The 19,937-nt window shown below is 39.4% G+C and carries 21 protein-coding genes; 15 read left to right on the forward strand and 6 right to left on the reverse strand.

Annotation, left to right across the window (positions count from 1 at the left end):
* Window positions 1–175: 175 nt before the first annotated feature.
* Both GXP67_RS24650 and GXP67_RS24655 read left to right on the forward strand, forming a co-directional pair.
* Window positions 176–3,127 carry a T9SS type A sorting domain-containing protein gene (locus GXP67_RS24650; protein ID WP_162445587.1) on the forward strand — a complete coding sequence of 984 codons (2,952 nt, stop codon included), beginning with the start codon at window positions 176–178 and terminating at the stop codon, window positions 3,125–3,127.
* 102 nt (window positions 3,128–3,229) lie between these two features.
* Window positions 3,230–3,601: a TerB family tellurite resistance protein gene (locus GXP67_RS24655; RefSeq protein WP_162445588.1), complete on the forward strand. Its 372-nt coding sequence runs from the start codon at window positions 3,230–3,232 to the stop codon at window positions 3,599–3,601.
* A gap of 69 nt (window positions 3,602–3,670) precedes the next feature.
* Here the strand turns inward: GXP67_RS24655 and GXP67_RS24660 are convergent, their stop codons facing one another.
* Window positions 3,671–3,853, reverse strand: a complete 183-nt coding sequence (locus GXP67_RS24660) for a hypothetical protein (RefSeq protein ID WP_162445589.1) — start codon at window positions 3,851–3,853, stop codon at window positions 3,671–3,673.
* Window positions 3,854–3,993: 140 nt separating this feature from the next.
* Window positions 3,994–4,197, reverse strand: a complete 204-nt coding sequence (locus tag GXP67_RS24665; RefSeq protein WP_162445590.1) for a hypothetical protein — start codon at window positions 4,195–4,197, stop codon at window positions 3,994–3,996.
* 125 nt (window positions 4,198–4,322) lie between these two features.
* Between GXP67_RS24665 and GXP67_RS24670 the strand changes: the two genes are divergently transcribed.
* The gene (locus tag GXP67_RS24670; RefSeq protein WP_197901562.1) at window positions 4,323–4,892 is read left to right on the forward strand and encodes an RNA polymerase sigma factor; all 570 of its coding nucleotides are present in this window, start codon (window positions 4,323–4,325) and stop codon (window positions 4,890–4,892) included.
* A gap of 11 nt (window positions 4,893–4,903) precedes the next feature.
* Window positions 4,904–6,010, forward strand: a complete 1,107-nt coding sequence (locus GXP67_RS24675) for a S1C family serine protease (protein WP_162445591.1) — start codon at window positions 4,904–4,906, stop codon at window positions 6,008–6,010.
* 44 nt (window positions 6,011–6,054) lie between these two features.
* On the opposite strand, the gene GXP67_RS24680 is transcribed toward GXP67_RS24675, so the two are convergent.
* A complete protein-coding gene (locus tag GXP67_RS24680) occupies window positions 6,055–6,369 on the reverse strand; it encodes a hypothetical protein (protein WP_162445592.1) in 315 nt (104 codons plus the stop codon).
* A gap of 237 nt (window positions 6,370–6,606) precedes the next feature.
* Between GXP67_RS24680 and GXP67_RS24685 the strand changes: the two genes are divergently transcribed.
* The 3 genes from GXP67_RS24685 to GXP67_RS24695 all read left to right on the forward strand — a co-directional run bounded on the left by GXP67_RS24685 (window position 6,607) and on the right by GXP67_RS24695 (window position 8,162).
* Window positions 6,607–6,867 (forward strand): hypothetical protein, encoded by a 261-nt coding sequence (locus GXP67_RS24685; RefSeq protein ID WP_162445593.1) that lies wholly within the window; start codon window positions 6,607–6,609, stop codon window positions 6,865–6,867.
* Window positions 6,868–6,914: 47 nt separating this feature from the next.
* Window positions 6,915–7,385, forward strand: a complete 471-nt coding sequence (locus tag GXP67_RS24690) for a hypothetical protein (protein WP_162445594.1) — start codon at window positions 6,915–6,917, stop codon at window positions 7,383–7,385.
* Between the two features lie 495 nt (window positions 7,386–7,880).
* Entirely contained in the window at window positions 7,881–8,162 is a 282-nt protein-coding gene (locus GXP67_RS24695) for a hypothetical protein (protein ID WP_162445595.1), read from the forward strand.
* 87 nt (window positions 8,163–8,249) lie between these two features.
* On the opposite strand, the gene GXP67_RS24700 is transcribed toward GXP67_RS24695, so the two are convergent.
* Window positions 8,250–8,648: a nuclease A inhibitor family protein gene (locus GXP67_RS24700; protein ID WP_162445596.1), complete on the reverse strand. Its 399-nt coding sequence runs from the start codon at window positions 8,646–8,648 to the stop codon at window positions 8,250–8,252.
* Window positions 8,649–8,936: 288 nt separating this feature from the next.
* Between GXP67_RS24700 and GXP67_RS24705 the strand changes: the two genes are divergently transcribed.
* The 3 genes from GXP67_RS24705 (at window position 8,937) to GXP67_RS24715 (ending at window position 11,657) form a co-directional block, all read left to right on the forward strand.
* Window positions 8,937–9,380 (forward strand): peptidylprolyl isomerase, encoded by a 444-nt coding sequence (locus GXP67_RS24705; RefSeq protein ID WP_162445597.1) that lies wholly within the window; start codon window positions 8,937–8,939, stop codon window positions 9,378–9,380.
* 174 nt (window positions 9,381–9,554) lie between these two features.
* Window positions 9,555–11,135 carry a replicative DNA helicase gene (gene dnaB / locus GXP67_RS24710; RefSeq protein ID WP_394351946.1) on the forward strand — a complete coding sequence of 527 codons (1,581 nt, stop codon included), beginning with the start codon at window positions 9,555–9,557 and terminating at the stop codon, window positions 11,133–11,135.
* 198 nt (window positions 11,136–11,333) lie between these two features.
* Window positions 11,334–11,657 carry a DUF4235 domain-containing protein gene (locus GXP67_RS24715; protein WP_162445598.1) on the forward strand — a complete coding sequence of 108 codons (324 nt, stop codon included), beginning with the start codon at window positions 11,334–11,336 and terminating at the stop codon, window positions 11,655–11,657.
* Between the two features lie 100 nt (window positions 11,658–11,757).
* Here GXP67_RS24715 and GXP67_RS24720 read toward each other — a convergent pair whose 3' ends face one another.
* Complete coding sequence (locus tag GXP67_RS24720) at window positions 11,758–13,695, reverse strand: KUP/HAK/KT family potassium transporter (RefSeq protein WP_162445599.1); 1,938 nt, start codon at window positions 13,693–13,695, stop codon at window positions 11,758–11,760.
* 367 nt (window positions 13,696–14,062) lie between these two features.
* Here GXP67_RS24720 and GXP67_RS24725 point away from each other — a divergent pair, with 367 nt between their 5' ends.
* Window positions 14,063–15,064 (forward strand): ROK family protein, encoded by a 1,002-nt coding sequence (locus GXP67_RS24725; RefSeq protein WP_162445600.1) that lies wholly within the window; start codon window positions 14,063–14,065, stop codon window positions 15,062–15,064.
* 94 nt (window positions 15,065–15,158) lie between these two features.
* Here GXP67_RS24725 and GXP67_RS24730 read toward each other — a convergent pair whose 3' ends face one another.
* Window positions 15,159–15,944: a PIG-L deacetylase family protein gene (locus GXP67_RS24730; RefSeq protein ID WP_162445601.1), complete on the reverse strand. Its 786-nt coding sequence runs from the start codon at window positions 15,942–15,944 to the stop codon at window positions 15,159–15,161.
* A gap of 204 nt (window positions 15,945–16,148) precedes the next feature.
* Between GXP67_RS24730 and GXP67_RS24735 the strand changes: the two genes are divergently transcribed.
* The 4 genes from GXP67_RS24735 (at window position 16,149) to GXP67_RS24750 (ending at window position 19,844) form a co-directional block, all read left to right on the forward strand.
* Window positions 16,149–16,865 (forward strand): hypothetical protein, encoded by a 717-nt coding sequence (locus tag GXP67_RS24735; protein WP_162445602.1) that lies wholly within the window; start codon window positions 16,149–16,151, stop codon window positions 16,863–16,865.
* A 325-nt stretch (window positions 16,866–17,190) separates the two neighbouring features.
* Complete coding sequence (locus GXP67_RS24740; protein WP_162445603.1) at window positions 17,191–18,369, forward strand: Gfo/Idh/MocA family protein; 1,179 nt, start codon at window positions 17,191–17,193, stop codon at window positions 18,367–18,369.
* Between the two features lie 113 nt (window positions 18,370–18,482).
* A complete protein-coding gene (locus GXP67_RS24745; RefSeq protein WP_162445604.1) occupies window positions 18,483–19,145 on the forward strand; it encodes a DUF3267 domain-containing protein in 663 nt (220 codons plus the stop codon).
* Window positions 19,146–19,280: 135 nt separating this feature from the next.
* A complete protein-coding gene (locus tag GXP67_RS24750; protein ID WP_162445605.1) occupies window positions 19,281–19,844 on the forward strand; it encodes an NUDIX hydrolase in 564 nt (187 codons plus the stop codon).
* The last annotated feature ends 93 nt before the right edge of the window (window positions 19,845–19,937 follow it).

Below are 19,937 nucleotides of genomic sequence, written 5' to 3' on the forward strand. Positions count from 1 at the left end.
CAAAAATAGTTTACAATTTCAATGCTTAAATAATTAACTATAACTTACATTCTAGTACTCCAAAAAAACTATACAAATGAGTGCCAGATAATAATTTTTGAATTTATAAAACCTTTTAAACTTATTAATTTTATAATCGTACCCATATATTATGGTATTTTAATTAGTTATTCTTATGAAAAAAATCTTACAACTATTTTGTTTATTGACACTTTGCTTGGTATTCAACCAAAATGTCTTTAGCCAGACACTCACCGTCACAGCCCCAGCTAATGGAGCCACTGGAGTGAGTTTGCTTCCAACCTTGACAGTATTATCTACCAGTACTGGAAACTCGGCATCATCTGTAGAACAGATTCGTATCCAGATTGCTACGAATGCCAATTTTACAACCGGCGTACAGACTTCTTATAACTTTGGCAAGAGTACAAATAGTGCTATTTCTTATTCATGGACTCCTGCCCAGTTGTTACCTAATACTATCTACTATGTCAGAGGTCTTTCCAGTAAGTATGGTAATTCAGCAGCCATTAGCTTTACAACAGGCGCTTTTCTCACCGTCACAGCCCCAGCTAATGGAGCCACTGGAGTGAGTTTGCTTCCAACCTTGACAGTATTATCTACCAGTACTGGAAACTCGGCATCATCTGTAGAACAGATTCGTATCCAGATTGCTACGAATGCCAATTTTACAACCGGCGTACAGACTTCTTATAACTTTGGCAAGAGTACAAATAGTGCTATTTCTTATTCATGGACTCCAACCACGTTATTAGCTAATACTATCTACTATGTCAGAGGTCTTTCCAGTAAGTATGGTAATTCAGCAGCCATTAGCTTTACAACAGGCGCTTTTCTCACCGTCACAGCCCCAGCTAATGGAGCCACTGGAGTGAGTTTGCTTCCAACCTTGACAGTATTATCTACCAGTACTGGAAACTCGGCATCATCTGTAGAACAGATTCGTATCCAGATTGCTACGAATGCCAATTTTACAACCGGCGTACAGACTTCTTATAACTTTGGCAAGAGTACAAATAGTGCTATTTCTTATTCATGGACTCCTGCCCAGTTGTTACCTAATACTATCTACTATGTCAGAGGTCTTTCCAGTAAGTATGGTAATTCAGCAGCCATTAGCTTTACAACAGGCGCTTTTCTCACCGTCACAGCCCCAGCTAATGGAGCCACTGGAGTGAGTTTGCTTCCAACCTTGACAGTATTATCTACCAGTACTGGAAACTCGGCATCATCTGTAGAACGGATTCGTATCCAGATTGCTACGAATGCCAATTTTACAACCGGCGTACAGACTTCTTATAACTTTGGCAAGAGTACAAATAGTGCTATTTCTTATTCATGGACTCCTGCCCAGTTGTTACCTAATACTATCTACTATGTCAGAGGTCTTTCCAGTAAGTATGGTAATTCAGCAGCCATTAGTTTCAGAACCGAAGGATTGTCATATTTATCTCTTGTGGATGGAGTTGATGCTACAACTAACAATCAATATGCAAACAAATACATTACTCCTTTAACAGCTTCTCTGGTATCATTTGCTAACGTTTATGATTGGCAATTTGATGAGGATGGAGATTTTATTACTACGCCTCCTGCCTACAGCACTACTACTACAGGTAATATACTGAATTTACAGGCAGATGTATCTGGTTTGCGTTCCGGAGTTTCTTATTATGTGAGGATAAGACCACGTAGAACTGGCTCCAGTCCTATAGTTGGTTCCTGGAGTGGAGATGATCTGTCTTCTAATTTTATATACAGATTTTATAATGCTCTTCATCCATTGGCATTATTTTCAATAGATGATCCGGATGTTACCGCAACATTGAATACTACTAAGGGATCAATGAAGTTAGTGTCAAGACATGTTGAAAATGCTACTGATGTAGTATTCCAAATTGACGATGATCCGAATTTTGCATCTCCGTTTGCTCTTCCATTTTTAAGAAATGGAGTATTAAGATATTGGTTGAATACCACGCATCCTGGTGTAAGCGGAAATGTTTTCAAGGCCAACAGTTCCTACTATTCAATAGGAGGGAAAAATAATCCGGTAGGAACTCTAACTCATCGGTTAGTAGAATTTTTATATGGCTATGCGAGTGGTACATACTATGTTCGTGTACGTGCAGCAAATGCCAATCAGTTGGGTTACTGGAGTACAGTTATTCCAGTTACAGTAACTTTGCCTCCCCGTACCAATGTGTTAACAAACATTGCAAACAATGCCACCCAAGTTGGTACACTTCTTTATTTTCCTACAGTGAGTGATGATCCTAATTATGTGGAAACTAGCTTTGATCTTCAAATCAGTAGAGACAATTTCGCTACTTTAGATTATGATACTACTAATATACCTCACCGGGCTATATTACCAACAGGTATTTTTGTAAGTAAAGATAAGCCCAAAATAATAAATTTATTATTTAATACCACTTATCGGGTTAGAGTACGTTCTTATATTAATAATTCTTATCCGAATGATCCTGCAGCATGGAGATATATCACTTTTACAACTCAAACAGCTCCGATTGTGAATTTTACGCAGTTTCCAGCAAGCCCATGGACAAGCAGAAGTTTAACTATTTATGCTACTACACAGCCAGGGATTAATCAGTATAATTGGGAAATTGAGAAGACTAATGCACCAATAAGTACTTCAAGTAAAACGTCAACGGTTAACTATACAAACTTTTATACTTATCTTAAAGCTGGTGGTGAATACCGCATAAGAGTAAGAGGCAATGCTACTGCACAAGGTTTAACTGGTGTCTGGTCTAATTGGGTTACCTTCTCAGTTTCTGCGAGTGCTGCAAGAATCGCAAGTGCCGATGATATACAAGGTGCTGAAACAGATCTGTTTTCACAACCTGTTTTATCACCCAATCCTTTTTCTGAGAGAACCAATCTCAATGTACAGTCAGGGAAAAATAATGTATTCATCCGAATAACTGATATGAGAGGCAGGGTACTTGAAGAACTACATTCTACTAGCAACGAGGTGATTGAGTTAGGGCACAGATGGCAAAAAGGTATGTATATTATTCAGGTAATAGATGTAGAAAGTAATAAGCTCATAAAAACAATTAAAGCTGTTAAGCAATAAATGTATTGATAGTTTAATTTCTACAAATGGACTACTGTTATAGATAGTAGTCCATTTGTTTTCCGATTCATCTATACTATAATCCTCATATTTCAAAATTATATGGTTACTAAAGAAAAATTATATGAAGCTTTTGGAGAACTAATTTATGCTGTAGCTAAAGCAGATGGTATTGTGCAAGGTGAGGAAGTTTCAGCATTAGAAGAAATTCTAAAAAACCATAGCTGGGCACAAGATATTGTATGGTCTTTTAAATATGAAGCCCAGAAAAATCATCCGGTGGAACATGTATATAAGAAAGCCTTAGATATTTTTAAAGAACATGGACCTGCCAGAGAATATGAACATTTAGTCAATATACTGCAAGCAGTAGCAGATGCCAGCCATGGAACTTCGGACCCTGAAAGAGGAGTAATCAATCAGTTCCAACATGATCTGATTGAGAAGTTTAAAGAGGATTTAAAAGTTATTTGATTTCAATTCATACAAACAAAAAAGCCCGGTTATCAACCGGGCTTTTTTGTTTGTATGAAATCTTTAAAATTAGTTAACTGATGTAGTATCAGTAGAAGTAGTGTCAGCGGGAGTAACTTCTTCAGGAGCAGTTTCAGCAGGAATTACTGTAGTGGTATCAGTAGCTTCACCTTCAGAAGTGGATTTGTTTTCACAAGCAGAAAAGCTAACAGTTGCGTAAGCGAAAATTACTGCAAATAGTATTTTTTTCATTTTTTAGTTTTTTTAGTTTTCGATAAATTCCGGATTAATACAAATCTTACAGGGAGGTAACCCAGCCTTTCTATAAAAATTTTATAAAAAAAGCTTACCTAAGTAGGTAAGCTTTTTTTATAAGGCTATTATTTATCTTATTAGTTTTTAGTAGTATCAGTTTCAATGGTTTCTGTTTTCGTGATTGTGTCAGATTCAACTACTGTTTGTTCAACTTCTACAGCAGTAGTGTCTGTTTCAACTACTGTTTCATCAGCTTCTGCATCAGATGTACCTTTATTTTCACAAGCTGAAAAGCTAATTGTTCCAAGAACAATCATAGCTGCATACATTATTTTTTTCATAATCTACGGTTTTAAGGTTAAAGTTAAATTTCGGGTTTAATACAGGAACTATACGAAGGTAACCCAAAAAAGATTTATTATTTGCAGGTTACAAAATTAGTAACTTCGTATTAAACGAAATTTTCATGAACAGATTGCTGCTTCAACCGGATGAAGAACTGCTGGCTTCTTTGAAAAGAGGTGATGAAAGGGCACTTGGAATGTTATATAAACTCCATTTTCCGATGATTCTTCATTTTATACTCAGCAATAGTGGTACAGAACAGGAGGCAAAAGATATTTACCAGGAAGCTATTATAATTTTATATGAAAATGTACAAAGAGATGATTTTGAGTTAACCTGTAAAATTAAAACCTATATCTATTCTGTTTGCCGCAGGCAATGGCTGAAGAAACTGGCTGAAAAGAGCAGATATGTGGGTAAAGTTGAAGATTTCGAAAGTTTTGTGCCTTTTGTAAAAGAAGATGCTGAGATTGAAGAAAAGGATATTCAATTTAAGGTGATGCGACAGGCTATGGAAAAACTGGGAGAGCCTTGCAGGACTATACTTGAAGATTTTTTTATACATGACTTTACCATGCAGCAGATTACCGATAAAATGGGTTATACCAATGCTGACAATGCCAAAAACCAGAAATATAAATGTCTGATGCGGTTAAAAAAGATATTTTTTTCAGGTTACCAAAATGAATAGATTTATAAGATATGAACACTATGAATGAATATGAATGGATAGAACGCTATGCGGCTGGTCAGCTTAGCGAAGAAGAAAGAAGTATTTTTGAACAAAAATTAAGAGATAATCCCCAACTGGCTGCTGAATTAAGTACCCATCAGGTACTAATGGATAGCTTAAAGCTGTATGGAAACCGTTCGCAGCTTAAAAAAAAGCTAGACGTTTTTCATCAGGAGATGGCAAAGGATACAACCTCTCAAGGCCGCAGGTTAAATAAATATAGTGTACAGGTTTTCTGGAAGAGACATTTGCCTACTATGGCGGTAGCTGCTTCGGTGGCGGTTATTACAGTGATTGGCACTCTGTTTACGATGGATTACCTGCGTTCACTAGAAAACCGCCAGATCAGTTTTTACAAAGAGTTAAAACGAGAGTTAAATAGTATTAAGGTCACGCAGCGAAATATTGCAAGTGCTGTACCTGAAATACAACCAGAAGTTCGGCCTGTCAGTTATAGTGCCACTGGCTTTATGGTCGCTTCTAATGGCTATGTGGTAACTAATTATCATGTAATCAATGGGGCAGACTCAGTGTTTATTGAATCCAGGATGGACGAATTATGTCGATACAAAGTAAAGGAAGTTTACAGTGATAAATTAAGTGACATATCAATCTTGAAAATCACTGATCCGGATTTTACATCAACTGTCAGAGTATCATATGGTTTTAAAATTAAGGAGGCGGATTTAGGAGAACCTGTGTATACACTTGGATTTCCCAGAGAAGATATGGTTTTTGGGGAAGGTTCAATTAGTTCAAAAACTGGTTTTGAAGGAGATACTACAGCCTATCAGATATCAATACCTGTGAACCCAGGAAATAGTGGAGGCCCCTTACTGGATGAAAAGGGTAATCTGATAGGTATGATTACAGGTAAAAATACAGCTGTAGAAGGTGCTGCTTTTGCTATTAAATCCAAGTATCTTCTTAGTCTGATTGATTCAATTCCTGTAGATTCTCTGCCAGAACCGGTATTGCTTTCCGGGAAAAATTATGTAAAGGACTTGAAACGGCCAGAACAGATCAAGCAGCTGCAAAGTTTAATATTTAATGTGAAAGTGTATCACCAAAAATAAACATAACAGCTGGTTCATCGCTGGCTGTTTTACTTTTAAGTACCTTATAAATACCTTAAAAACGCTCCCCATTTGCGGTATTTTAAATAATATGCATCATCGTCATGCGTATAGGCTTCCCGCTCGAAACATATGTTCAGATACGCATTCAAATGAGATTGACCTCTTAGCCGGTTCCATAGATAGTTTATCAGGTAAAAAAAGTAAAAAGGTATTACCAGCAGTTCAACTTGTTGACGAATATGAATCTTTTCATGTCTGATCAGCCTCTCATCCGTTAGATCTTTGTGGTATTTTACTAAAATAAACGGGAAAAGTGCCATCCCTCTGGCAGGAATAAATGATAAATGCCTGATCATATATTTTTCTTCAATTTTTGATAAAACCTATCTTTTTTATTTTGCGTAAATTAATGCAGGTGTAAATTTTATAAATACATAAGATTATATCCTAACGTATGCAATGTCATTTATACGCTTTTAGGTTCGCTGTAGTGATATAATATTTTAGTTTTTGCCGGAGAAGATAATCTTCTTTCTTGCAATAATGCATATTAGGAATAAAGTAACAATACAGTGCGTAAAGAAATTAGTGAAATGAAAAGCATGATAACTTTTGATGGAAAATTTCAGAAACTAGGTGTAATCCTGTTTTTATGTATCAGTATGTTGGCTTGCCAGAATTCAGAGTCGACGGAAATGAAACAAGAGCAATTGAATAATAATAGTTCCGGCATGGACCAGGATCATACAGCTGCGCCTCCTGATACCTTAGAAACACCAGGCATGGGTAATAGAGATACTACTCAGCTGAATAATTCAACATCAACTACAGATTCTGTTCAGCAGAAATTTTAAAACCTAACTAACATAAGCCAATTTCTAATTTAAACCTTAAATCAGCTATGAATTTTAACAAAGGATTATTAACCAAATTACGATATAGCCTTTGTATAATGGCAGTAACTTTATCTACTTACTTATACTCTTGTGATAGCGGAACTGGTAATAGCGGCAATTCTTCAACTAACGGCAACCAGACAGATATAAATAATGAATCGGATGCAAGCACCAACGGAAATGATGATCCTGCTGATACTTTAACTATAGGGGGAAGTAGTGATGGACAGCCAACTGGAGCAACTCCCATTCAAGATTCAGTGGCGACGCCAAGTATGAGAATAGATTCTCTACAAAACAGCCAGTCTGGAACCAACTCTACCAATAATGGGGATAATGCCAATAAAAACGGGAACAATTCAAATAATGGTAATTCAAACCGGGTTAATGATAAGCAAAAAGGTCAGGGGAATAATAGCAGTAGTGGTAATAGCAATATAGAGACAAGCAGTGATAAAAAATCTGATAATCAATAGCTAATTTTAATTTATTTACATGAGCCACCTTTTGGAAAGTCCGGAAGGTGGCTTTCTTATCGCCTTAGTTATTGCTTAATTAAATACTAGGAAAGGAATTCCATAAAATACATATTAATAATTTTAGCGCTGATATTTAACGAGTTATAGATTTTGTATTTGTTTAGTTAGGAGTAAAATTTTTTAATATAATCATCGCCAGCTGAAATGAAAATTGGATAAAAAGAGGTGATAAGTAATTATGGTACGTAATATTTTTTGTGTAATCAGGCAAAGTAATCCTTATCTCTTATTTTATGATTCATTTATGTTGAACTAAACTATAGGTAAATTTCAAAAACTACGGGCATTTAACTATCATTTTATATAAATCCGGATTTTTAGCCAAAAAAATTCTTATGTAAGCATAAGTATATATTTACAGGTGCATTGCTTTTATATAGTATCGATATTTCGGAAAGAAACAGAACATACAAGCCTTTAAATAATACAGCAATGACACGGGAACAATTAGAGCAAAAGATAAGAGAAATGGAAGCTACCATTAACCAGTTGAAGTTGGAAAAAGAGGAAGCACAGAATATGGTAGAAGTAATTTTTGAGTGTGTGCAGAAATTAGAACACAAATACAGAAAGTCTGTAAATCGTGAACTGAGTTACCGTGAAATGCTTTTCCACTTCAATCACCAGAAAGCCAAAGATTTATTACAGGATTATATCAGCAAAGATGCCCTGAAAGTACAATTCTACGGTGGATATAATTTCCGTAGCAATTAAAACGCAGTAACACAGATTTTTCTGTATTGCCATAGTTAAGAATAGAAACTGAAACCTGCCATTTTATAAGTGGCAGGTTTTTTATTGTTAAGTCTCCACCACTTTTGTAGATAAACCTGCTCGCTTCCCTTGGGCATCTTTACCAGCTATATAGACAGTAGCCTCTACCTTACCGGCTTTAAATACCTGAATATTTTGCAGATTGCTTTCCAACACCTGCCTGAGATTTTTAAATTTCTCAGTGCCTGCTTTCTCTTCCTCTCCGTACCAATCCTGAACCTGAGTAACCGGTTCAAAGAATTTATCCAGGGAAATAGTTTGCACTGGCACACCTGTTGATAAGCCACTTAGCTGACGCATTTCCTTTTTGCTTAGCTTGTCGCTCGTGGTCTGCCATTCAAAATATTCGAACGGATAATCTGATTCACTGGGATAGAGTAAACCTTCAGCAGCTTGTAGAAGGGTTTGTTTGGTATCATTTGCCATATTTCAATTACTAATATATTACAATTGAGTGGGTTAACAATATTGGTTTATAATTTTCCTGTTTGTAAGCTAAAATTATGGTCGGCACGCTACAAAATATCCATTCCTATTCTTTTATCAGCTCCTGATTTATTATAGTAAAGCCTGCTACAAATAAAGATTTTCTTTTAGATTTGTAACCCCATTTCATTATCGAAACGGAGCAGTATCTATTTTAGATGTCTATACATATACAAGAATATCTTTGTAGGTCTAATATTTTATATTCAACCACTAAATTACCTTTCTATGAAAACGGCTGAAATGCATACAGCAAAAGGCGTGATGAAAATAATGTTTTATGAGCAGGATGCGCCAATTACAGTGAAAAATTTTATTGATCTGGCTGAAAAAGGCTATTACAATGGCACCATCTTCCATAGAGTAATTCCTGATTTTATGATCCAGGGTGGCGACCCCACGGGTACAGGCCGTGGCGGTCCTGGATATACTATTAAGGATGAAGTTACTGGGGGTAACCAGTTTCATGATAGAGGAGTGTTGTCTATGGCCAATACAGGCATGAAAGATTCTGGGGGCTCTCAGTTTTTCATCTGCCACAGCCGAAAAAATACATCTCACCTCGACCGTAAGCATACTTGTTTTGGAAAAGTAGTGGAAGGCCTGGAAGTAATAGACCAGATCCGGCAAGGCGATAAAATCGAAAAAATTGTGATCAGCGAGCAGGTTTAACTGGAGGTTTATACAGGCTTTTGCAGCTGGCAGGTAGTCAGTTGTTTAAAAAATAATTCGGTACAAAAACCCTGCGGTTTACACCAGGCAGGGTTTTTCTGTCTACAATACAGCCGTGAAAATTTATAACAGATACGGTTCCGATTGTGCCTACGATTGATTAGTTTTATTATTATGGATTCAGGAAAACAGTTTAGAAAAGCATTTTCAAATACTGGTACACGAATAGGTGCAAACCGTCTTCTGGATACTGGTATGGGTAAACTTCCACCCCAGGCCCTGGAAATGGAGGAAGCTGTGCTGGGGGCGCTTATGATTGAAAAAGATGCATTAACTACCGTTGTAGATATTCTGAAGCCCGAGAGTTTTTATAAAGATGCCCATAAAGAGATCTACCGTGCTATATTAGACCTTTTTGCACAATCTGAACCGGTAGATATTCTTACGGTTACCCAGCAGCTCAGAGCCACTGCTAAGCTGGAAATGGCAGGTGGACCGTTTTATATTACTGAGCTTACTTCCCGTGTGAACTCAGCAGCTAATATTGAAGCGCATGCCCGTATTATTACCCAGCAATCCATTAAACGGGAACTTATTACTATCGCTTCTGAAATTCAACGGGATGCTTTTGAGGATACAACAGATGTGTTTCAACTCCTGGACCGTACCGAGCAAAACCTGTTTACAATTTCAGAGTCCAACATCCGGAAGAACTTTGCCGATATGCGTACCCTAATGCAGCAGGCTATTAAAGAGCTGGAAGCTAAAAAGGACCATGAAGATGGATTAACAGGAGTTCCAACTGGTTTTAGCGCTTTAGACCGCATTACTTCAGGCTGGCAAAGGTCGGATTTAATAATTCTAGCTGCCAGGCCGGGCATGGGAAAAACAGCGTTTGTAGTATCGGCTATGCGGAATGCAGCGGTAGATTTTAATATGGGAGTGGCTATCTTCTCTCTGGAGATGTCATCGGTGCAGCTCGTAAACAGGCTTATTTCAGCGGAAGCGGAATTGGAAAGTGAAAAGATTAAGAAGGGAAACCTGGCTCAATACGAGTGGGAACAATTGCATTATAAAATCCGGAACCTGGAATCTGCCCCTATCTTTATTGATGATACGCCAGCCTTATCTATACTTGAATTACGTGCTAAATGCCGACGGTTAAAAGCTCAGCATGATATTCAACTCGTCATTATCGATTATTTGCAGCTTATGTCTGGCGATTCATCCGGAAAAGGGGGTGGCGGAAACCGGGAGCAGGAAATTGCTTCTATTTCCAGGGCACTGAAAAATATTGCCAAAGAATTAAATATACCAGTGATTGCACTTTCGCAGTTGAGTAGGGCTGTGGAAACAAGAGGAGGGGAGAAAAAGCCACAACTTTCGGATTTGCGTGAATCCGGGTCAATTGAACAGGATGCGGATATGGTTATATTCCTGTACCGTCCTGAGTATTATGGCATTACACAGGATGAAAGTGGTAATCCAACTACCAATATGGGAGAGGTGATTATAGCCAAACACCGGAATGGTTCTCTGGATACCGTACAGCTTAAATTTGTGGGTAAATTTACCAAGTTTGCTGATATGGATACTGGAAATCTGTCTCCTTTTGGCAGTGCTACCTTTCCGGAAATGAATGCAATACCTTCAGAATTTGATATGCCTCCGGGAACGATTACCTTAGGTAGCCGGGCAAACCGTGGTGTACCTCCTTCGAGTGGCCCTGCTCCAGATGATAACCCACCTTTTTAACAGTTCGCAGTGTGCCTGATCAGAACGAAAGCACCAATCCTTTTCAAAAAAATGAAAAAGGAGTGGTGCTTTCGCCTTAGTTTTTCTCAATTGAGGCAAAGGTCAGATAAATCTCTGATAAATTATTTTACTATGTTTCTAACTTTCAGTGACTAATGACAGTATACACTAAAAGCAATTGAAACTAAGTAATGTCTTATGAAGAAGAAAAAGAAGAAAAAAAAACATAAATTATCCAGTGAAGAACTTTTGGGTATGGTGGCTGCAAGTTCAGCTACCCTGGCGGGAACTGCTGTACGTTCATTGCTTAATAAGAGCTGGAAAAAAGTAATGAAGAATGATCCTCCCCTAAATCCCGCTTCCCCTGATACCAGTTGGAAAGAAGCCATTGCCTGGACAGTAGCCAGTAGTGTGGCAGTTGGACTAGCGCAGTTACTAGCCAGAAGGGGAGCAGATGCATTCTTGCAGCAGGCTTCCGGATACAAACCCGGTAAACGAAACGCAACCTTTGGTGGTTTATAATAGCGTAAGTATTCAACAATAAAAATGGGCCTTGCTGTAACTTGGTGAAGCCCGTTTTATATCATACGTTTTTTAGGTAGTAACTGCTATTACCTAACTTTTATTTTATTCGTATGAGGGGTACATTTTCTACTGGCCTGATAACCAATGGAACCTTTTCAATCTTTACAGAACTTGTATCCAGGCCAAACCACCTGTCTTCAGGCGTAGTAAAATTCTTGATAAAAAAGTAAGCATCCATAGTCATGCGTTCCCAGAAGGGGAGGTCATTTTCAAAAGATAAGAACTTTTCCAGTACAACAAAGCGGAAATCTCCAGTCACATTCTGCTTGTTTAACGACTCATAGCGGCTGGTTATGTCTACTTCGCCATTCTTTACCAAATCCTCTACCACTTTTTTGAAAAATAGATTAATACGCAGTGCTACCCGGAATCCCAGCCTGAAAGTAACCCGGATGATATCATCGGGTACAATGGTATGTACCTCATACTCCATCGTATAGGGTTCATCGAGCGTTTCTACGTGAACAAACCAGTAAATATCGGCCCGTTTGGGACGTTTTTGCAGAATAGAATAAATAACTTTAGATTCAATGTCATTGGTACGGTTGGCATTGGTCATAAATACCAGGTGTGTTGAATATTTGGGCACAGTGCGGTCTTCGCTGAGGGCTTTCAGCGCAGGAATATAATCGTGCAGATGCACATATTCTGTTAGCCGGAGTTTAATGCGATAGGCCCTAAGCCATATATACATTACCCCAATGAGTACGATTCCGATGGCTAATGAAACCCATCCACCATGTGGAAATTTTATCAGGTTGGCTACCAGAAAGGAAAGTTCGATCGTAAGATAGGTAAGCAGAAAAAGGAATACACCTGTAGTAGCATAGCGCCGGGTGTATAAATAATAACAGAATAAGATAGTAGTCATCAGCATGGTAACCGTAATGGCCAGACCATACGCAGCCTCCATATTTTCTGATTCTTCAAAATACATTACAATAGCTACACAACCACCCCATAATAATTTATTTACACTTGGTACATACACCTGTCCTTTTGAAAGAGTAGGGTACCGCAAGCGTACTTTTGGCCATAAATTGAGTCGAATGGCCTCACCAATCAGCGTAAACGAACCGGTAATGAGTGCCTGACTGGCAATAATGGCAGCAACTGTGGCTATGGCAATACCAAAAATCAGAAACCATTCAGGCATAATCGAATAAAAAGGATTCTGTGCCAGCGTTTTCCCGGATTGTGTGATCAGCCAGGCACCTTGCCCAAAATAATTAAGCAGTAAACAAGACTTTACAAATATCCAGCTTATCCTTATGTTTCCTCTGCCACAATGTCCCAGGTCGGAATACAATGCTTCGGCACCAGTAGTACACAGGAATACAGCCCCCAGCAGCCAGAATCCACCAGGATAAATTACTAATAGTTCATAGGCATAATACGGATTAAAAGCTTTCAGAACTTGAGGGTGTTCGAGAATAGAAATAACACCCAGAGTGCCCAGCATCAGAAACCAGACGAGCATCATGGGTCCGAAGGCTTTTCCAACAATACGGGTTCCGAATCCCTGCAACAGGAATAAAAGTGTGAGAATGCCAATAATGATAGGTATGGTTTGAATCTGAGGATAGAGAATGCGTAAGCCTTCCACCGCAGAAGCCACTGAAATCGGAGGTGTAATGATCCCATCTGCCAGTAGGGCACTTCCTCCGATAATAGCCGGTATGGTAAGCCATCTGGCATGACGCCTTACCAGAGCGTATAAGGAAAATATGCCACCTTCCCCATTATTATCTGCCCGCAAGGTAAGCACTACATACTTAAGGGTGGTCTGTAAAGTAAGTGTCCATACGATACAGGAAATTCCCCCGTACACTACATCTGGTTGAATAGTGCCGCCTTCGCCGATAATGGCTTTCATTACATATAAGGGAGAGGTACCAATATCCCCGTAAATTATACCAAGAGCTACCAGCAAACCAGCCGGGGTAACTTGTGTCAGCGCATGTTTATTTTCCATGAACAGCAGAAAATATAATTAAACCGGGTGAGGAAATACAGATCATGTAATTAGGGACAAAGAGTATAAATACACTTTACGCTGAATAAAAATCAGGTGAGAAGGCAGAATAAATGGAAATTACGACTGCTTTCTTTTCTTGAATTACTTATACTTATTTTAGGCTGATAAGTTTATAGTAAGCGCAGCTACAGGCAACGGATGTACTTTTAACCCAGGCAATAATAATTTATATTACGGAGTTTTTCTACTCTTTTTAATTTATTTCTATATTCACGCCCTGCCGGATATCATAAAAGTATGTGAGAACGGTTGATTGAAATTCATTTATTTTTCTATACACGAATCAAGCACAAGCTGATTACCTATGAGCAAAACAGAGGTTACCTTAGGAATTGATATTGGAGGGACCAATACGAAAATCGGATTTGTAGACAGGGCCGGTAACTGTCTAGTCGCAACCAGTATGCCGACCGTAGCGCCAGTAGAAGTGGGGCCGGCAGAAGAACTCTCCTTATTTTTAGAGCGGCTGTACCAAACCATAGAAAAAACCTATGCAAGTATTGCTGATACTACAGAACTGAAAGGCATTGGCATGGGAGTGCCCAACGGAAATTATTATAAAGGCACTGTTGAAAAGCCTACCAACCTGAACTGGGAACAATATGTGCCCTTGGCCAGAATACTACAGGAAAAATATGGAATCCCAGCAGTATTAACCAATGATGCTAAAGCGGCTGCCTTGGGTGAACTAAAATATGGTGTAGCCAAAGGAATGAAAAACTTTCTGGTGGTTACTTTGGGCACAGGTTTGGGCAGTGGTTTTTACGTGAATGGCGACATTATGTATGGGGCAGATGGATTTGCAGGTGAATTAGGGCACGTGACGGTGAAAGTGAATGGCCGCATGTGTGGCTGTGGAAAAAAAGGCTGCCTGGAAACCTATGTATCTGCAACTGGTATCCGCCGGACTGTATATAAACTGCTCGCCGACCATACTGAAGACAGCCCTCTCCGCAAAGTAAGCTTCGATGATTTAACCGGGGAAATGATTACAGAAGCTGCCTTGAAAGGCGATAAAATAGCCATTGAAGCCTTTGAGTATACTGGCCGAATTCTCGGATTGAAACTGGCTGATGTAGTAGCGATTGCCATGCCGGAAGCTATCATTTTATTTGGTGGCCTCACTAGAGCTGGCGATTACCTGTTTGAGCCTACCCGCAAATACATGGAGCAATACATCATGGGTTTATATAAAGGCAAAGTTAAAATACTGGGTTCAGGATTAGTTGGTGCCAATACAGCTGTACTAGGTGCCAGTGCGCTTATCTGGAATGAATTAGATAAAAGGCAGCTACAACCTGCATAACTCTGAAATTAAGCTTAGATTAATCCCTGTTTACATTATAACTCGTGTGAGCAGGGATTTTCTGTTGGCTATGAATGAATCAGAAATTTATATGCTAGATAATTAATTTGCCCATTCCCTTTCCGGTCATCCGGATAAATGCTTCGGCAGCTCTCACCCCTAATTCTTTTCCTCTAAAGTCCTCCATAGCCGGATGGCCGCAATCATACATTTCCTGCGTATATTTTCCATCCTTACCAATCACATGCTGACTGGCATGACAGGCAAGCGCCTTGTATTTTAAGGCCTGGGTATCCGATATATCTACATAATCGGTAGGATGGAACACAAAAGATTGAGTACCGGTACACACCTCATAAAAATATAAAGTAAAAGGTTGCGGTGCTTCCATCCATGCTTGAATGGTTAATACACTAGCCAGTTGATGGTCTTTGTGAGAATCTATGGGCCAATGCGTAAATACAACATGCGGTTTTTCTGCCCAGAGCAATTTCTGAAACCTGCTCATCTCCGGATTAGTAATAATACTTTCGCCATCTACCTGATTTACAAAAAGCGGTTTGGTATGGAGAATTTTACAGGCTTCTGTAGCTTCTTTTTTGCGGATAGCGGCAGCTTCTTCATGGGATTTACCTGCTATGCCTTCATCTCCATTTGTAAAATACATCAGCGTCACCTCATGACCAGCCTTCACAAGTAAGGGAATCGTACCACCAGCTCCGCTTTCAGGATCATCCGGATGACCGCCTACTACCACAATTTTCTTTTTCTCCGCAGCTTGTTGCGGTTGTCCGTGCAATAATGAAGGCAGCGTAACCAGTGTACCTGCTTTGAAGGTGTTTTTTACAAATCCTCTTCTGGAGTAGGGTGTGTTAGACATATAAGCTATGTTAAAGAGTTATTTTATGTGGCGAAGTACGGAGATTAAATATACAGATTTGTAAGGCGAATGCGGGGAGAGGATACATAATTCTCTAACAGAGTATATGAGATTGGCATGAATTGCCCAGATATTGGCGCAAAGTATCCTTGTGCGCAGAGGTCATTTGTTTGCAATTTTACTTTTATAAAACCCGATAAATATATGACGACTTCTGCTTCTTTTGAAAAACAAGTAGGTATAATCTCCATTGTTTCTGGCATACTATGCCTGGCTTGCCTGCTGCTGGGAATGATTGTGGTCGAATTCAACATTGACCTTTTCTCCAGTCCAACACAACTGCTTGCGGTATCTCACCAATATGCGTATGCCAAGTGGTTCTGCATACTGGATATGTTTGGATACTATCTGATGCTATTGCCTGCAATTTTTTATCTGCATCAGCTCCTGAAAAAACAAACCCAATGGCATATGTTGCTTACCTTTTGCGGACTTTCTTATGTGCTGGTTGGAGCTATTGGAGCCGCTATTCTGGCGGTAGTGTGGCCGCATCTGATGAAAGAATATCTGGCAGCAAGTTCCTCAGAGCAGGAAATGATCAGCGTTGCTTTCAAAAGTATCACTGTTCTGGTGAATGATGGCTTATGGAACATGCTGGAAGTAGTAGTTGCCGGTGTCTGGTGGGTAGGTACAGGTCTGGTGCTATACCCGGCTTTTAGACACTTTGGTTTTATTTCTATACTCACTGGAATTTGCTGTTTGCTTGATGGCCTGGGTAATATACTGGAATGGAAACTGCTGGCTGAAATTGGCCTGAATGGCTATCTGTTTCTGGCTATTATCTGGCCTATGTGGTTAGGTAAATTGCTGTTAAAGGGAAAATTCAATCAATTCCGGAACAGTAAAGCCATAGTAGTCTAATCAATAGACTAGAACATAATCAGATGCTGTGATGATGTTCCAGTCTATAAACTGATAAATCATCTTGTCTTCTGTTAGTCTGGAAAACTGGCAGAAGGCAATTATTATGTAACAGGTAGGAAAGTACATAAAATAATAAACCCATCTGCAGAATATTTTGAAGGTGTCGTGTTTGCTTGCTAAGCTTAAATTCTTGAACTTAATATTGGCTTCGAGCACAATTATAAAAGCTAGTTACGCTTTAGCCTCTGCTGAAAAATTTTAGTAATACACAGTGGATTCAATACATACCTTTATCATATAACCTGACTTAGCCTATACCCATATGAATTCCCGGAAATCTATCTCCCGAAAGAAATTCTTAACTACTTGTGGAAAATTTGGCACAGTTGCTATGCTGGCTCCATTGGCTACATCCGCAGGAAATGTTCAGCCCGCAAAGAAAATTAAAGTTGGGGTAATCGGTTGTGGAAGTGTCTCAAACATGTATCTGCCACACTTATCAAAATCGCCGTATGTGGAACTGGTGGCTACCTGCGATATTATTCCGGAACGGGCGAAAAAAGCGGCTCAGACCTATAAAATAACCAATGCGTATCCTCACATAGACCGGATGCTGGCAGGCAGCAAATTTGACTTGCTGGTAAACCTGACCGATATGCAGGAACATGGACGGTTAAATAAAATAGCTTTGAATGCTGGCAGGCATATATGGAGCGAAAAACCTATGGCCAATACCTATCAGGAAGGACGGGCGCTCTTAGAATTAGCTAAACAGAAAAAACTTCGCATCTGGGGAGCGCCAGCTGTGGTAAATAGTCCGCAGTTTGCCTTTATGGCCCGTATGTTAACCGAAGGAAAACTAGGTAAAGTGGCTGCTGCCCATGCTCACTATGGCCACCTGGGACCAGACTGGTCAGCATTTTTTTACGAAAAAACTGGTGGAAGCATGCCAGATCTGGCGGTCTATAACCTGGCTACGCTCACCGGCCTATTGGGACCAGTAAAATCGGTAATGGCTATGCTCAATATTATTACGCCCACCCGTAAAACACAGAATAAAGGCGAAATTAAAGTGGATGCTGAAGATAATGCCATGATCCTGATGGAACACAATAATGGGGTATTATCGCATGTACAAAGCGGTTTTAATTATTTTGACCCGTATGGACATGAGGGCAAAGGACAGGAGCGGCCCACAGTTTCTATTGTAGGAACCAGGGGGAACATGCACCTGGTCGGCTATGACTGGGCACCTTTTGGCGTAGATATGGCAACGATGGAAAATGAAAAAACAGTCCGCTATGAAACTGATCCAAAAACCTACGTGTGGCAACAGGGTGCTTCGGTAATTGCAGAAAGTTTGGCTACCGGCAAAGAACCGCTCATTGCCGCTGAACATTCCCTGCATGTACTGGAAATCATCGAAGCGGCCAGAAATTCCCAGGAATCCGGAAGAAGAATCAATTTGCAATCTACTTTTAAATGGCCGGTAGTTTCGTAAATAAGATATTTTCCCGTTATAAGCAAACTTTAAGTCGAAACGATTGTTTTCATGTTGTCAATTCTATATAAAGTTAAAATTGTCAATATAAGAGTTTTATAATCCGTTTTCCCTTGAGCTTACAACCGGAAACCCTGCACAATCCTGAAGAATATACCTTACTCCGGGAACTTGCCCACCAGGATTTGCTTGCATTTGTACAAGCTCAATTACGGATCAAAAACAGCATCCGCACGGTTTTCTATGCTCTTAACATTGCAATAGTATGCTTGGTAGCGCTTGTCATTTTCCTACGTTATCGCAATGGACAATTGCAAGGAATAGATGTATTGTTACAAGCCAGCCTGGGTTTTGCCCTATTCTTCTTTATATTATTGCCTCTGCACGAGTGGATTCATGGGCTGGCGTACCGGAAAGTAGGTGCTGAGAAAGTAAGTTATGTAGCCCAATGGCGTAAGTTGATATTTTATGCCCTGGCCGACCGGTTTGTTGCTGGAAAGAAAGCTTTTTATTTCGTGGCTTTTGCGCCTTGTGTGGTTATCAATATAATATTGCTAATTGGCTTTTTACTCTCTGGCGTTCAAACAGAATTTGTTTTCCTCTCCGCATTGCTGCTGCACATGAGCGGTTGTATAGGTGATTTTGCCATGGTTAGCTTTTTTCACCAGCACCGCCACAAAGAAGTGTATACCTATGATGATGCATTGGCGGCTAAAACGTATTTTTACGCAAAGAAATTACTGAATGACAGGATTACAGAAGGTCAGAATAAATAAAAATAATTATTATAATTCAGTAATTCAGTAATTCAGTAATTCAGTAATTCAGTAATTCAGTAATTCAGTAATTCAGTAATTCAGTAATTCAGTAATTCAGTAATTCAGTAATTCATTAATTCAGTAATTCAATCTATGTCTGAAATTAAAAAGTGGGAAACCCTTAAATCTGAACCTGTATTTACACATAAATGGTATAAACTCCGCCGGGATGAAGTTCGCTTGCCGGATGGAAGCATTATTGATGATTATTTTGTAAGTGTCCGGGCAGAGGTAGCGATTGTGTTTCCGGTTACGGCTGATGAACAGGTTATTTTTGTGCGGCAGTATAAACATGGGATTCAGGAAATAGTACTCGAACTTCCGGGAGGGGTATTTAATTCGGACAAAGAACCTGCCGAGGAAGCCGCTTTACGGGAATTGCGGGAAGAAACCGGCTATACTTCTACACAAATCACCAGGCTTTCTACCGTTTTCGACAATCCGACCAAAGATACCAACCGCATTCACCTGTTTCTGGCGCAGCAGGTGGAACAAACCCATGAACAGCACCTGGATGCCACCGAAAATATTGTGATTGAAAAAATACCATTGGCCGAAGTACCAGGCAAAATACTCACCGGAGAAATTTGTGTGGCTGGCTCGATTGCGATTACATTTTTAGCCTTACAACATCTGCAAAAAATTACAATCAAATAAAGCCATTTTCGTTATAATCTGTAATTTATGTTAACTTAACACATCAATGCCTAATCTGTACTGATGCCTCTGTTGCAGCGTATGGCATTGTTA

Origin of the sequence: Rhodocytophaga rosea (assembly GCF_010119975.1) — a bacterium.
Taxonomy (GTDB): Bacteria; Bacteroidota; Bacteroidia; order Cytophagales; family 172606-1; genus Rhodocytophaga; species Rhodocytophaga rosea.

Excerpts from the sequence above, each read along its gene's own strand:
- GXP67_RS24650 (WP_162445587.1), top strand. The coding sequence starts at position 176 with ATGAAAAAAATCTTACAACTATTTTGTTTATTGACACTTTGCTTGGTA.
- GXP67_RS24655 (WP_162445588.1), top strand. The coding sequence starts at position 3,230 with ATGGTTACTAAAGAAAAATTATATGAAGCTTTTGGAGAACTAATTTAT.
- GXP67_RS24660 (WP_162445589.1), bottom strand. The coding sequence starts at position 3,853 with ATGAAAAAAATACTATTTGCAGTAATTTTCGCTTACGCAACTGTTAGC.
- GXP67_RS24665 (WP_162445590.1), bottom strand. The coding sequence starts at position 4,197 with ATGAAAAAAATAATGTATGCAGCTATGATTGTTCTTGGAACAATTAGC.
- GXP67_RS24670 (WP_197901562.1), top strand. The coding sequence starts at position 4,323 with ATGAACAGATTGCTGCTTCAACCGGATGAAGAACTGCTGGCTTCTTTG.
- GXP67_RS24675 (WP_162445591.1), top strand. The coding sequence starts at position 4,904 with ATGAACACTATGAATGAATATGAATGGATAGAACGCTATGCGGCTGGT.
- GXP67_RS24680 (WP_162445592.1), bottom strand. The coding sequence starts at position 6,369 with ATGATCAGGCATTTATCATTTATTCCTGCCAGAGGGATGGCACTTTTC.
- GXP67_RS24685 (WP_162445593.1), top strand. The coding sequence starts at position 6,607 with ATGAAAAGCATGATAACTTTTGATGGAAAATTTCAGAAACTAGGTGTA.
- GXP67_RS24690 (WP_162445594.1), top strand. The coding sequence starts at position 6,915 with ATGAATTTTAACAAAGGATTATTAACCAAATTACGATATAGCCTTTGT.
- GXP67_RS24695 (WP_162445595.1), top strand. The coding sequence starts at position 7,881 with ATGACACGGGAACAATTAGAGCAAAAGATAAGAGAAATGGAAGCTACC.
- GXP67_RS24700 (WP_162445596.1), bottom strand. The coding sequence starts at position 8,648 with ATGGCAAATGATACCAAACAAACCCTTCTACAAGCTGCTGAAGGTTTA.
- GXP67_RS24705 (WP_162445597.1), top strand. The coding sequence starts at position 8,937 with ATGAAAACGGCTGAAATGCATACAGCAAAAGGCGTGATGAAAATAATG.
- dnaB (WP_394351946.1), top strand. The coding sequence starts at position 9,555 with ATGGATTCAGGAAAACAGTTTAGAAAAGCATTTTCAAATACTGGTACA.
- GXP67_RS24715 (WP_162445598.1), top strand. The coding sequence starts at position 11,334 with ATGAAGAAGAAAAAGAAGAAAAAAAAACATAAATTATCCAGTGAAGAA.
- GXP67_RS24720 (WP_162445599.1), bottom strand. The coding sequence starts at position 13,695 with ATGGAAAATAAACATGCGCTGACACAAGTTACCCCGGCTGGTTTGCTG.
- GXP67_RS24725 (WP_162445600.1), top strand. The coding sequence starts at position 14,063 with ATGAGCAAAACAGAGGTTACCTTAGGAATTGATATTGGAGGGACCAAT.
- GXP67_RS24730 (WP_162445601.1), bottom strand. The coding sequence starts at position 15,944 with ATGTCTAACACACCCTACTCCAGAAGAGGATTTGTAAAAAACACCTTC.
- GXP67_RS24735 (WP_162445602.1), top strand. The coding sequence starts at position 16,149 with ATGACGACTTCTGCTTCTTTTGAAAAACAAGTAGGTATAATCTCCATT.
- GXP67_RS24740 (WP_162445603.1), top strand. The coding sequence starts at position 17,191 with ATGAATTCCCGGAAATCTATCTCCCGAAAGAAATTCTTAACTACTTGT.
- GXP67_RS24750 (WP_162445605.1), top strand. The coding sequence starts at position 19,281 with ATGTCTGAAATTAAAAAGTGGGAAACCCTTAAATCTGAACCTGTATTT.